The organism is Oxalicibacterium faecigallinarum (genome assembly GCF_014635705.1).
GTDB classification, from domain to species: domain Bacteria; phylum Pseudomonadota; class Gammaproteobacteria; order Burkholderiales; family Burkholderiaceae_D; genus Oxalicibacterium; species Oxalicibacterium faecigallinarum.
Genome location: NZ_BMDI01000001.1, coordinates 1,581,562 through 1,594,263, shown reverse-complemented (window position 1 = coordinate 1,594,263; position 12,702 = coordinate 1,581,562). Strand labels below are relative to the sequence as shown.

Below are 12,702 nucleotides of genomic sequence, written 5' to 3'. Positions count from 1 at the left end.
TTCTATTTGGTTTGATATGCATCTCCCGCGTCTTTCACGCTTATTTCTCCTGTTATTACCAATTGGATTGGCATTGACATGGGTAATGCCTAATCATCACCGTCCCTGGACTGCATTTCATGCAGATGCTTGGATGGCAATCAACCTTTTAGTTTTAGCGGTTTTTATTGCATGTCGTTCAAAGCAAATTGATTGGTATGCTTTTGCTGTTGCGATTGCAGGTCTATGTCTGCTGCCCTGGGCGCAGTATTTTTTTGGCTCAGGGACATTGCAGCTTCAGAACGCCTGGTTGGCTTTCTTTTATCTTTTTGGTTTCTTTCTTAGTGTTTTAGTCGCGTCACAGTGGGAGCGCACCCAAGCTCATAGTTGTATGGATACGCTTTTTCTTGCGATTACGTATGCTTGTGTGATTTCTTTGTTTTTTCAATTAAATCAATGGCTTGACTTAATTGACTGTCAGCTTGTTTGCCCCGGAAAAACATCCCGCCCATTTGGAAATTTAGGGCAGGCGAATCAGATGGCAACTCTTTTGTTATGGGGTGTGCTTGGCCTTGGCTGGTTCGTAGCTAGAGGTAAGGTAAATGGTTGGATAGCTTTACTTTTATCTTGTTGCTTCTTTTTTGGGATCGCATTAACCCTATCGCGTACCGCGTGGATCGGGATCCTAATTCTATTTATGGCATCTTTGATCTGGAAAAGATTCTTTCGGCAGATTATTTCTTTTTGGACGAGCTTTTTACTCATTGTGTACTTCATTTTATGTGTATTTTTTGTATCAGAAGTATCCGCTTCAAAGGGTTTTTCAGATAACTTTGATGGGGTAATAAGGATGAGTTCTGAACTTAGGCCAATTGCGTGGCGCCTGTTTATCGATGCAGCATTGCAAGAGCCTTGGTTTGGCTACGGTTGGAACCAAACAGTTATCGCGCATGTTGCAGCCGCTGTTGAACATCCACAGCTACCTTCTCCATTTACTTACGCCCATAATCTTCTGCTTGATCTGGTTTTATGGTGTGGAATACCCATTGGTCTCGCTATTTTCTTGGGGCTATGCTGGTGGCTTTGGCGTCAGATAAATAAGGTTACGTCACCTGAAGAGGCATTGATTATTTTGGCGCTGTTGATTGTTGGTAATCACGCCATGCTGGAACTGCCTTTGTACTATGCTTACTTTCTTTTTCCAGTGGGTTTGATGATAGGTGTGCTATGCGTGCGATTGAAAAACAAGGTGATATTTCAATCTAGCGGATTAGTTTTTGTTCCACTTCTTTTTAGCGCTGCATTTTTTCTGGGAGTTTTAATCAGAGATTATTCTCGAGTTGAAGTTAGCTATAACTTATTAAGAATGGAGCTGTACAGGTTTGAAATTACTTCGACTAAGACGCCTCCAGATGTGTTTTTTTTGACTCTCTGGAAGAACTATATTCTCTACGCAAGGATAGAGCCTTACGAGGGCATGGATTTTCAAGAGATTGTTTGGATGCGACAAATGGTCTCCTTATTTCCTAACGCGCTTTTTGTTCATAAATTTGTAACCGTTCTAACATTGAATCATCAATCGGAAGAAGCAAAGTTTTGGATTGCACGCATGAAAAAAATAGTTTCGGACAGTGATTATTTGACTGCAAAAGAAATGTGGAAGAAGCAAGGTGAGCGGAATAAAATTTTCAAAGAGGTAGATTGGCCAGCATAAAATTAGCAGCTTTATGCGCTCCAATCCCCCGACTTCCCTCCGTGCTTTTCTCGCACCCGCACATCCGTCATCACCATGCCGCGATCAACTGCCTTGCACATGTCATAGACAGTGAGCAAGCCAACCTGCACAGCAGTCAACGCTTCCATTTCCACACCCGTTTTCCCAAATGTTTCAACTTGCGCCGAGCAGTGAATGCTGTCGTTAGGCTGATCGATGGAAAAATCCACGGTCACGCGGGTCAATGCAAGCGGATGGCATAGCGGGATCAGGTCGCTGGTTCGTTTGGCGGCCATGATGGCGGCAATGCGCGCGATGCCGAGGACGTCGCCTTTTTTTGCGGTGCCGGATGCGATGATGGCTAGCGTTTCCGGCTTCATGCGGATGGTACCGCTGGCGACCGCAATACGATGTGTTTCATCCTTGGCACCGACATCGACCATGTGGGCTTGTCCGGTTGCGTCAAAGTGTGTCAGGCCATCATTGGCCGGTTTGTCCTGTTGTGAGCTCATGGTGCGATAAAAAGCAGAGGGTGAACGATTGCAGAGAGCGGGTATCATAGCACCGTGAAACTGAATCCCTTTCTCTCATGTAAGCGGCACATGGCGTTTGAGCAAGCTGCCGCGTTCAGGTCGCTGGTGATCCAGCGTTGTGTACGGTGGTCGGCAGCGGCGTTGCTCATTGCCTCGGGCGTTTTGCTGACGCCATCGCTCATACCATCAGTGCAGGCGCAAGCCTTGCCGAATCTTGGCGATACCGAGCGCGAAGAATTATCGCCGGCAATGGAACGCCGGTTGGGTGAGCAGATCATGCGGCAGATTCGCCGTAATCGCGATTACCTCGATGATGCGCCCACACAGGAATATCTGAACAATCTGGGGAACGATCTGTTGGCCGTGCGGCCGGAGGCACGCGGCGAGGCGCAGTACGATTATTTCTTCTTCGTCGTGCGTGATCCCATGCTCAACGCTTTTGCACTGCCTGGCGGCTTTATTGGTACGCATACCGGTTTGATTCTTGCCGCGCAGAACGAGTCGGAAGTGGCTGGCGTGATGGCGCACGAGATTGGTCACGTTGCGCAGCGTCACATTGCGCGCATGCTGGGTAAGCAGCGGCAGGATATGTTGATCCCCCTGGCGGGGATGATTCTTGGAGCACTGGCCGCAAGCTCCAGTCCGAATGCAGGCGTTGGCATCATGATGGGTAGTCAGGGCTTGGCGATGCAGCGTCAGCTCAATTTCAGTCGTGAAGCGGAGCGGGAGGCGGATCGCATAGGCCTCGACATCATGCGCGATGCGGGTTATGAAACCTCTGGCATGATCAATTTCTTTGGCCGCTTGCAACAGGCAACACGAGGCTACAACGACAGCATGCCGGCCTATCTGCGTTCGCACCCGCTGACGACTGAGCGGATAGCCGATATTCAGGCACGTACCCGGGATCAGCCTTATCGTCAGCGCGCGGATGGTTTTGATTTCCCCGTGATTCAGGCCCGTGTACGTGTCTTGCAAACCAATTCGGCACAAGGCTTGTTTGAAGCGGAAGAAGTATTCAAAAGACAGGTCCAGCAAAACACTCGTACTGCAATCGTTGCGGGTAATTATGGCTTGGCAATGGTGGCGCTGCGACGAGGAGCGCCGGACCGGGCACAAACGTTTATCGATCAGGCCCGTGCTGTCTTGAAAGATGGTGCGCCCAAAACGGGTAATGCGGCCCTGACCAGTCTTGCCATTGAGGTGCGACTGGCAGCGCGACAGGCTAATGAAGCAGTCGCAGAAGCCGAGATTGCGCGCAAACAGTTTCCCTTGTCGCGCGGTATGGCGCTGCAATACGCCGATGCCCTGATGGCGGCAAATCGTGCCGATGACGCCGTGTCATTCTTACGTGACCAGACGAGCTTGTATCGCTCCGAGCCGCAGTTGTATGATCGTCTGGCCAAAGGGTATGCAGCACAAGGCAGGCAGGCATTGCAGCATATGGCGCTGGCAGAAAACTATGCCTTGCGCGGTAGCTTACCGGCAGCGATTGACCAGCTAGGCATTGCGCGCCGTGCACCCGATGCCACGTTCTACGATCAGTCCATCATTGATGCGCGTGAGCGCGAGATGAAGGCGCAGCGAATGGAAGAATTGCAGCGCGAAAAAGACGGTACGTTGTAGGCAAGTGGGCGCGCGCGTTGTTGAAATCATGTGCCGCTCTCAGGTCGCTGGCAGCCGAGGTTTTTTGACAAAACCAAAGCGTGTTTCCAGAGCGCTTTCTGCAATAAAACGTACAGGCAATGTCATCGTATTGTGCTGAAAAAACAGGGTGGTATTTTTGCCTTCCTCTGTCATCCACTGCAGCAGATATTGTTCATTCGCGGTCTGATCAGACATTTTCAGATGCAGCAGACATTCCGCCATGTCGCGATCATCAAGTAATGCAATGACACTGCTTTCAATCAGCACGCGTCCTTGATCGCTGAGCCAGATGCCATACATGGACTCTACTGGTGTGCCGGTGTGCAATGTAAAACCATGCCTTGGATCGGTGCGTACAACGTATGGTGTGACCTCGAGATCAACATACACACGCTGCGGCCCATTCTGAAAATACCATCGTCCTTGTTCATCATGCGTGTAGTTGCGCTGGATGAAGCCGATCAGGGCAGAAGAGTGGATGCGCTCACCCGGCAGGTTGTTTTGTTGTGCTTGCTCGTCGCGCATGCGCCAGTTGCCGCGTGCATCGAGTGCGAGCCAGCCATAGCAGTGTGGAACGTTGGGCCATTTGGCGAGGGCTTTTTCGACGATGGCATCCATGCGGCGCTCCTGATGGTTGCAGTTAGTGGTGACCTTGCAGGAATTTGACGATGCGTTGTGGCAGCCAGTTCAGTCGGCCGGGAAAAGGACCAGTGGCAAAACCCACGTGGCCCCCTTCAGCCGGATACTCCAGGGTGACCGCGCTGGATGCATGCGTTGGCAAGTACTGCTGCGGCAGGAATGGATCATTGCGCGCGTTCAGGACCAGTGTCGGAACGGTAATGTCCGGCAGTACATAGCGCGCGCTGGCGCGCATCCAGTAGTCCTCGGTATCACGATAGCCGTGCAGCGGCGCGGTGACGACATTGTCGAAGGCGTACAAATCCTTTGAACGCAACATGGCCTCCAGATCGAACAGGCCGGGAAACTGCAGTAGCTTTGCCTGACTCTTGAGGCGCAAGGTCTTGAGAAATACCTTTGTGTAAACCATGTTGAAGCCGCGAGATAACGCTGCGCCACCGCCGCTCAGATCCAGCGGCGCGGAAACGGCACAGGCGGCATCGATGATTTCTGCCCGATGTTGAGATTCTCCCAGCCAGCGCAACAAGGCATTGCCACCCAGCGAGACGCCGGCAGCATAGATGTGTGTTGCACCGCGTGTACGCATCAGTGGAGCCAGACGATGCAGGATCCAGTCGATCTCGATGGCATCACCGGAATGATAAAAGCGTGGCGCGTGATTGATCTCGCCCGAGCAACCGCGAAAGTGTACGACGGCACCCGACCAGCCCAGCGTCTTGATATATGCCATCAACGCACGCGCATAGTGGCTGTCCGATGAGCCTTCCAGTCCGTGAAACAGAACGATAAACGGTGCATTGGATGGACCGTCGACAAAATCCAGATCAATGAAATCCTGATCCGGTGTATGCCAGCGCTCACGGCGATAGGCTACATCCGGTTTGATGATGCATTTGGCGGGATAAATGGTTTGCACATGCCCGCCGGGCAGCCACCACGGTGCGGTATAACTCATGCAAAAGAACGGAGAAAGTGATGCAGGTAGAGATGCGACATCGTCAGATGGCAAAAGGTTGACACGCCATCAATGCAACACCGTGGTCGATACCTTTTGCGGTTCATGCTTGCCCGGTGCAGCTGACGCGTGATGCACAACGATGCGCCAGCCTTGTGGTGTTTTGACGTAAACGTTGGTAGCGATGATATGCACGTCGCGCTTGGTGCCTTCTGCCGTGCTGACTTCTTCGATCAGATTGTGCACGGCGCTCATCATGTTTTGCGAGGCATGCAATTGCACAGGACGGATATGAAAGCCGCTGCCGGCAAAAATTTCCGCCCACGAGGCGCGAATGGCAGAGAAGCCGATCAGACGGGTGCCGTCCGGATGGATGCAGACGATTTCCTCATCGTCTGCCCATAAGGCCATCAGCGCATCCAGATCGGCCCGACCGATCGCGTCATAGAACGCATGTTCGATATCGTCTGCCGAGCCAAACTGTTTGCGCGCCTTTGGCATGGTGATGACCGGATTAGTGGCCGTGAACGACTGCGCCTGGTTTCAGGCGATAGTGGGTGCCGCAGTACGGGCATTTGGTTTCGCCATGCGACATGTCGAGGAAAACGCGTGGATGCGAGCTCCATGAGGTCATGGCCGGGTTGGGGCAATAGGCCGGCAGATCGTGGCCGTCGAGTTCGATTGCGGACGCGTTGTTTTGCGTTGCTGCTGTCATGTCTATCTCCGTCTAGCTAATACTGAATAAAGAATGGTCGAATGATAAGTGGCTGCGGCCGGTTTCGCCAGCGAAATTCGACCGTCTGTGGTGTGCTTGCCGCTTACACCAAGGTGAGCCAGTGACTGTATTGCGGTGCCTTGCCAGCGACGACGTCAAAGAACAACGATTGCAGACGCGTCGTGATCGGGCCGCGTTTGCCATCCCCGATCTGGCGATTATCGAGCTCGCGGATCGGCGTGACTTCGGCGGCAGTGCCGGTGAAGAAGGCTTCATCGCAGCAGTACATTTCATCACGGGTGATGCGCTTTTCAATGACCTCGATGCCAAGATCGCGCGCCATGGTCAGGACAGCATCGCGCGTGATGCCATCAAGACAGGATGCAAGATCCGGCGTGTAGAGCTTGCCATTCTTGATGATGAAAACGTTCTCGCCTGAGCCTTCCGATACATAGCCGTCGGTATCCAGCAGCAGGGCTTCATCGTAGCCATCGGCCAGCGCTTCCTGATTGGCAAGGATGGAATTGATGTAATAACCGGATGCCTTGGCGCGCACCAGCGACACGTTGACGTGGTGCCGGGTGTAGGACGAGGTCTTGACGCGAATGCCTTTGTTGATGCCATCTTCACCCAGATAGGCACCCCAAGGCCAGGCAGCCACTGCAACATGGATGGTGTTGCCCTTGGCGGAAATGCCCAGTTTTTCGCTGCCGATCCAGACCAGCGGGCGAATGTAGCCGGATTCCAGTTTGTTCTCGCGGATCACATCGAGCTGCGCCTGCATGATGGTTTCCTGATCGAACGGAATGTTCAGCTGGAAAATCTTCGCCGAGTTGAACAGACGTTGCGTATGTTCCTTCAGGCGGAAAATCGCCGTGCCCTTGTCGGTCTTGTATGCGCGCACGCCCTCGAAGACACCCATGCCGTAGTGCAATGAATGAGTCAGGACGTGAATGGTGGCATCGCGCCAGTCAATCATGTGGCCGTCTTTCCAGATTTTGCCGTCGCGATCAGACATCGACATGTCAGGTTCTCCAGTGATTGTGCAAAACAGCGATTTTAGCGGATTCAGGTCCGAAACAGACGGGTGTAATGTCATGAAGGAAATGAACCGAGGCATTTTCCTGCGAGGAATTTGCTCCAGTCCATTTCAAATAAGAAACAAATGAATAAAAAGATAACTTTTTTGTTCAGGCAAGGAATCTATTGAGGCGCTTGCCTTCTAACCATCGGTTTTTCATCGCATGTACTTGCGATGCGTTGCCATCCTTTTAACAAGCTGGACAGCTTTTTGCTTGTTCCTGTGCGGTAAAATAATGGTCTTTTCTTAAATTTTCAGCAAAGCAAGAACACATGCAATTCAAAAGATTGAGCGACCTGATCGCGCGTGGCGAACTCAAAGGCAAGCGCGTCTTTATTCGTGCCGATCTCAATGTGCCGCAAGACAGCAGCGGCAAAATTACCGAAGACACACGTATCCGTGTTTCCGTTCCAGCCATTCAGCAGGCCTTACAGGCTGGTGCCGCCGTAATGGTCACGTCGCATCTGGGCCGTCCGACCGAAGGTGAACTGACTGCGGCAGACTCACTGGCACCGATCGCGGAGCGTTTGAGTGAGTTGCTTGGCCAGCCAGTGGTACTGAAACAGAATTGGATTGACGGTGTAGAGGTGGCGGCAGGCGAGGTGGTCTTGCTGGAAAATTGCCGCGTCAACAAGGGCGAGAAAAAGAATGATGAAGTACTGGCAAAGAAAATTGCCGGTCTGTGCGATGTGTATGTGAATGATGCCTTTGGCACCGCGCATCGTGCCGAGGCAACCACGCACGGCATCGCCAAATTTGCACCGATCGCTTGCGCTGGCCCTTTGCTCGCAGCCGAGCTGGATGCCTTGGGCAAGGCGTTGTTTCAGCCAGCCAAGCCGCTGGTAGCGATTGTGGCTGGTTCCAAAGTGTCGACCAAGCTTACGATCCTGAAGACATTGGCTGACAAGGTCGATAACCTGATCGTTGGTGGTGGCATCGCCAACACCTTCATGCTGGCTGCCGGTCTGAAGATTGGTAAGTCGCTGGCCGAGCCCGATCTGGTCGGTGATGCCAAGGCGATTATCGAGATGATGGCAGCGCGTGGTGCGTCGGTGCCGATTCCGGTTGATGTTGTCTGTGCCAAAGAGTTTTCGCCAACGGCAACGGCAACCGTCAAGGCTGTTGCTGACGTTGCGGATGACGACATGATTCTGGATATTGGCCCGCAAACGGCGGCAACACTGGCCAAGCAATTGGCAACGGCGGGCACGATTGTCTGGAATGGTCCGGTCGGCGTTTTTGAATTCGACCAGTTTGCCGAAGGCACCAAAACACTGGCGCTGGCGATTGCCGATTCCAAAGGATTTTCCGTGGCAGGTGGCGGCGATACCTTGGCGGCGATTGCCAAGTATCAGATTGCGGATCGGGTTGGGTACATTTCGACGGGCGGTGGCGCGTTCCTCGAATTCCTGGAAGGCAAGACGCTGCCAGCCGTCGAGATTCTGGCGCAACGTGCACAGTAATCCGTAGCCGACTCGGCTGGCAATAAAGAACAAAATCGAGAGCGAGGCTGTCTCGCTCATCAGTAACTCATTTCATATTTGGAGATTCAAATGGCACTCGTATCCTTGCGTCAATTGCTCGATCACGCTGCGGAAAACGGCTATGGCCTGCCAGCGTTCAACGTCAACAATCTGGAGCAGGTTTGCGCCATCATGGAAGCGGCGGATGAAGTCGGCGCGCCGGTCATCATGCAGGCATCTGCAGGTGCCCGTAAATACGCAGGCGAACCATTCCTGCGCCACCTGATTCTGGCTGCAGTAGAGGCGTATCCACATATTCCTGTGGTGATGCATCAGGATCATGGCCAGTCGCCCGCAGTGTGCATGGCAGCAATCCGCTCGGGCTTCTCTTCAGTGATGATGGATGGTTCGCTCAATGCCGACGGCAAATCGGTTGCCAGCTACGAATACAACGTCGAAGTGTCGCGCAAGGTCGTCGAGTTTTCGCACGCGATTGGTGTGACGGTCGAGGCGGAGCTGGGCGTGCTTGGTTCGCTGGAAACGATGAAAGGCGACAAGGAAGACGGTCACGGTGCAGAAGGCACGATGACGCGTGAGCAACTGCTGACGGACGTCGAGCAGGCTGCCGACTTCGTCAAGCAAACGCAATGTGATGCACTGGCGATTGCCATCGGTACGTCTCACGGCGCATACAAGTTCACCAAGAAGCCGACCGGTGACATTCTGGCGATTGATCGCATCCGTGAGATTCACCAGCGCATTCCAAACACGCACCTGGTCATGCACGGTTCGTCGTCTGTTCCACAGGAACTGCTGGCCGAGATCCGCGAGTTTGGCGGCGACATGAAAGAAACCTACGGTGTGCCGGTCGAGGAAATCCAGGAAGGCATCAAAAACGGTGTCCGCAAGATCAACATCGATACCGATATCCGTTTGGCAATGACCGGCGCGATCCGTCGCTATCTGGCAGAAAATCCTTCAAAATTCGATCCACGCGATTATTTGAAGCCAGCCAAAGCGGCTGCCAAGGAAGTCTGCAAGGCGCGCTTCATCGCCTTCGGTTGCGAAGGTCAGGCATCGAAAATCATCCCGGTGCCGCTCGACAAGATGGCAGAGCGCTACAAAAAAGGCGAACTCGCGCAAATCGTGCAGTAATGGCAAGAGTCAGGACTGAATGACGAAGAATTGGTCAGCGGCGGCAAAACTGCGATAATTCGCCTTTGCGCGCATTTGCGGTTTCGCTGACGGTCCTGTTTCAGTTCAGACCACGGTGCACAAGTAATTAGGCTGCAGTCGGCGCTTGCGCTGCTGCAAAGCACACGGCGATCCTCAGGGTCGCCGTTGATATTTATGGAAATGTCATGACCAGTCTGTATCAATCCACCATCAAATCTCTGCCACTGCTGGGCCGCGGCAAGGTACGCGACAACTATGCAGTCGGCGACGACAAAATCCTGATCGTGACTAGCGATCGTTTGTCCGCATTTGACGTGGTGATGAATGAACCGATTCCTGAAAAAGGCGTGGTGCTCAATCGCATGTCCGATTTCTGGTTCGAGAAGCTCAAGAACATCGTGCCGAATCATCTGACCGGTGTTGCGCCTGAAAGCGTGGTCGCTGCCGATGAGGTCGATCAGGTCAAAGGCCGTGCAGTCGTTGCCAAGCGTTTGCAGCCGATTCTGGTGGAAGCGGTGGTGCGTGGTTATCTGATCGGTTCCGGCTGGAGTGATTACAAGAAAACCGGCGCAGTCTGCGGTGTGCAACTGCCTGCAGGTTTGCAACAGGCTGAAAAGCTGGCCGAGCCGATCTTTACGCCAGCGGCAAAAGCCGACATTGGTGAGCATGATGAAAACATCAGCTTCGCCGATATGGAGCAACGCATCGGCAAAGAACTGGCTGCCAAGATTCGTGACATCAGTATCAAGCTTTACAAGACGGCTGCCGATTATGCAGCGACAAAAGGCATCATCATCGCCGATACCAAATTCGAATTTGGGCTGGACAAGGATGGCACGCTGCATCTGATGGATGAAGTGTTGACGGCCGATTCGTCGCGCTTCTGGCCTGCTGATTCATACGCGACCGGCATTTCGCCACCATCGTTCGACAAGCAGTTCGTGCGTGACTACCTGGAAACGCTGACTGAATGGAAGAAAGTCGCGCCAGCGCCAACGTTGCCAGCCGATGTGATCGAAAAAACCGGCGCCAAGTATCGTGAGGCGCTGACGCGTCTGACCGGTGAAAAGTAAGGAAGAGAAATGACAGACAAAGCCGCAGGTTCGCCGCTGGTTGGCGTGGTTATGGGATCGTCGTCCGATTGGGATGTGATGCAACATGCAGTGGCGATTCTGAAAGAGTTTGGTATCGCGCATGAAGCACAAGTCGTCTCTGCACATCGCATGCCCGACCAGATGTTTGCCTATGCCGAATCGGCTCGTGGACGTGGCTTGCGCGCCATTATCGCTGGCGCGGGTGGCGCAGCACATTTGCCAGGCATGATTGCCGCGAAAACCATCGTGCCGGTGATGGGCGTACCTGTTCCTTCCAAATATCTGCGTGGCGAAGATTCGCTGCTGTCGATTGTACAAATGCCGAAAGGCATTCCCGTTTCCACCTTTGCGATTGGTGAAGCTGGGGCCGCCAATGCGGCGCTGGCAGCGATTGCACTGCTGGCGACGACCGATGATGCACTGGCGACCAAGCTGGAAGATTTTCGCGTGCGTCAGACACAAATTGCCTTGGAAATGAGTTTGCCGTTATGAGTCAACACACGAATCAGACCCCATTGAATCCCGCTGCGTCGCCTGCCACCTGGCTTGGCGTGATGGGCGGCGGCCAGCTCGGTCGCATGTTTGTGCATGCAGCACAGAAGATGGGTTTCAAGGTTGCCGTACTCGAACCAGCGATGGATTGCCCGGCAGGTCATGCGGCAGATCAGTTACTGTGCGCCGGATACACCGATAGCGATGGCTTGAATAAGCTGGCGTCGCAATGTGTGGCAGTGACAACGGAATTTGAAAATGTCTCTGCCAAGAGCCTGTCGTATCTCGCCGAGAAAGCCTTCGTCGCACCGGCAGGTGAGTGTGTCGCGATTGCGCAGGATCGCCTGGAAGAAAAGCGTTTCTTTGTCGAGTGCGCAACCATTTCCGGTGTGTTTCCTGCTGCGCACAAGGAGATCAGGACTGAGAACGATCTCGATCAGATCTCGGATGATCTGTTGCCCGGCATTCTGAAGACGGCTCGCCTTGGCTACGACGGCAAGGGACAGGTTCGTGTCAAGACACGTGAAGAACTACGCAATGCCTTTGCTGCAATGAACGGCGTCGTGTGCGTACTCGAGAAAATGCTGCCGCTTGCTTACGAAATTTCCGTGCTGGCAGCGCGTGGTGCCGATGGCAAGGCCGTGGTGTATCCGATTGCCGAGAACGTGCATCGTGACGGCATTCTGTTCACGACCATGGTACCGGGACCGAACATTGGCAAGGAAGCTGCCGACAAGGCACAAGCTGCGACGCTGGCCGTGATTGAGCAGCTTGGTTATGTGGGTGTGCTGTGCATTGAATTTTTCGTGCTGACGGACGGTTCGGTTGTCGTCAATGAAATGGCACCACGTCCGCATAACAGCGGTCACTACACGATCGATGCCTGCATCACCAGCCAGTTTGCGCAACAGGTGCGTGCGATGGCACGTTTGCCTTTGGGCGATGTGCGCCAGCATTCGCCAGCTGCCATGCTCAACATCCTCGGCGACATCTGGTTTGAGGCTGGCGCCGACGACAAGACCACGCCACCGCGTGAACCGCAATGGGACAAGGTGTTGGCATTGCCGGGTGCGAATCTGCACTTGTATGGTAAAGACGTCGCGCGTCGCGCACGCAAGATGGGTCACATTACCTTTGTGGCGCCCACCATGGCCGAAGCGCAGGCTAATCTGAAGAAGGCATGTGAGATTCTCGGCATTGCGCCCTGAACACGC

The 12,702-nt window shown here is 53.5% G+C and carries 13 protein-coding genes; 7 read left to right on the top strand and 6 right to left on the bottom strand.

Going from position 1 to position 12,702, the window contains the following annotated elements:
- Nucleotides 1-85: 85 nt before the first annotated feature.
- The gene (locus IEV29_RS07585; protein WP_188380602.1) at nucleotides 86-1,693 is read left to right on the top strand and encodes a PglL family O-oligosaccharyltransferase; all 1,608 of its coding nucleotides are present in this window, start codon (nucleotides 86-88) and stop codon (nucleotides 1,691-1,693) included.
- A gap of 11 nt (nucleotides 1,694-1,704) precedes the next feature.
- Here IEV29_RS07585 and moaC read toward each other — a convergent pair whose 3' ends face one another.
- Nucleotides 1,705-2,205 carry a cyclic pyranopterin monophosphate synthase MoaC gene (gene moaC, locus IEV29_RS07580; protein WP_188380601.1) on the bottom strand — a complete coding sequence of 167 codons (501 nt, stop codon included), beginning with the start codon at nucleotides 2,203-2,205 and terminating at the stop codon, nucleotides 1,705-1,707.
- A gap of 90 nt (nucleotides 2,206-2,295) precedes the next feature.
- Between moaC and IEV29_RS07575 the strand changes: the two genes are divergently transcribed.
- Nucleotides 2,296-3,852, top strand: a complete 1,557-nt coding sequence (locus IEV29_RS07575; protein ID WP_188380600.1) for a beta-barrel assembly-enhancing protease — start codon at nucleotides 2,296-2,298, stop codon at nucleotides 3,850-3,852.
- 39 nt (nucleotides 3,853-3,891) lie between these two features.
- Here the strand turns inward: IEV29_RS07575 and IEV29_RS07570 are convergent, their stop codons facing one another.
- The 5 genes from IEV29_RS07570 to IEV29_RS07550 all read right to left on the bottom strand — a co-directional run bounded on the left by IEV29_RS07570 (nucleotide 3,892) and on the right by IEV29_RS07550 (nucleotide 7,206).
- Nucleotides 3,892-4,491 (bottom strand): DUF2946 family protein, encoded by a 600-nt coding sequence (locus IEV29_RS07570; protein WP_188380599.1) that lies wholly within the window; start codon nucleotides 4,489-4,491, stop codon nucleotides 3,892-3,894.
- A 22-nt stretch (nucleotides 4,492-4,513) separates the two neighbouring features.
- The gene (locus tag IEV29_RS07565; protein WP_188380598.1) at nucleotides 4,514-5,467 is read right to left on the bottom strand and encodes a YheT family hydrolase; all 954 of its coding nucleotides are present in this window, start codon (nucleotides 5,465-5,467) and stop codon (nucleotides 4,514-4,516) included.
- Nucleotides 5,468-5,536: 69 nt separating this feature from the next.
- On the bottom strand, nucleotides 5,537-5,968 hold the full coding sequence (locus tag IEV29_RS07560) for a YybH family protein (protein WP_188380597.1): 432 nt from the start codon (nucleotides 5,966-5,968) through the stop codon (nucleotides 5,537-5,539).
- 13 nt (nucleotides 5,969-5,981) lie between these two features.
- Nucleotides 5,982-6,182, bottom strand: coding sequence for a zinc-finger domain-containing protein (locus tag IEV29_RS07555; RefSeq protein ID WP_188380596.1), 201 nt, complete (start codon nucleotides 6,180-6,182; stop codon nucleotides 5,982-5,984).
- A 103-nt stretch (nucleotides 6,183-6,285) separates the two neighbouring features.
- Nucleotides 6,286-7,206, bottom strand: a complete 921-nt coding sequence (locus IEV29_RS07550; RefSeq protein WP_188380595.1) for a branched-chain amino acid transaminase — start codon at nucleotides 7,204-7,206, stop codon at nucleotides 6,286-6,288.
- A 329-nt stretch (nucleotides 7,207-7,535) separates the two neighbouring features.
- On the opposite strand from IEV29_RS07550, the gene IEV29_RS07545 reads away from it, so the two are divergent.
- The 5 genes from IEV29_RS07545 (at nucleotide 7,536) to IEV29_RS07525 (ending at nucleotide 12,696) form a co-directional block, all read left to right on the top strand.
- Nucleotides 7,536-8,726, top strand: a complete 1,191-nt coding sequence (locus tag IEV29_RS07545) for a phosphoglycerate kinase (protein WP_188380594.1) — start codon at nucleotides 7,536-7,538, stop codon at nucleotides 8,724-8,726.
- Nucleotides 8,727-8,816: 90 nt separating this feature from the next.
- Nucleotides 8,817-9,881 carry a class II fructose-bisphosphate aldolase gene (gene fba, locus IEV29_RS07540; RefSeq protein WP_188380593.1) on the top strand — a complete coding sequence of 355 codons (1,065 nt, stop codon included), beginning with the start codon at nucleotides 8,817-8,819 and terminating at the stop codon, nucleotides 9,879-9,881.
- A 206-nt stretch (nucleotides 9,882-10,087) separates the two neighbouring features.
- The gene (locus IEV29_RS07535) at nucleotides 10,088-10,975 is read left to right on the top strand and encodes a phosphoribosylaminoimidazolesuccinocarboxamide synthase (protein WP_188380592.1); all 888 of its coding nucleotides are present in this window, start codon (nucleotides 10,088-10,090) and stop codon (nucleotides 10,973-10,975) included.
- 9 nt (nucleotides 10,976-10,984) lie between these two features.
- Nucleotides 10,985-11,488, top strand: coding sequence for a 5-(carboxyamino)imidazole ribonucleotide mutase (gene purE, locus IEV29_RS07530; protein WP_188380591.1), 504 nt, complete (start codon nucleotides 10,985-10,987; stop codon nucleotides 11,486-11,488).
- Nucleotides 11,485-12,696, top strand: a complete 1,212-nt coding sequence (locus IEV29_RS07525; RefSeq protein ID WP_188380590.1) for a 5-(carboxyamino)imidazole ribonucleotide synthase — start codon at nucleotides 11,485-11,487, stop codon at nucleotides 12,694-12,696. The genes purE and IEV29_RS07525 overlap by 4 nt, the downstream gene beginning before the upstream one ends.
- Nucleotides 12,697-12,702: the final 6 nt, after the last annotated feature.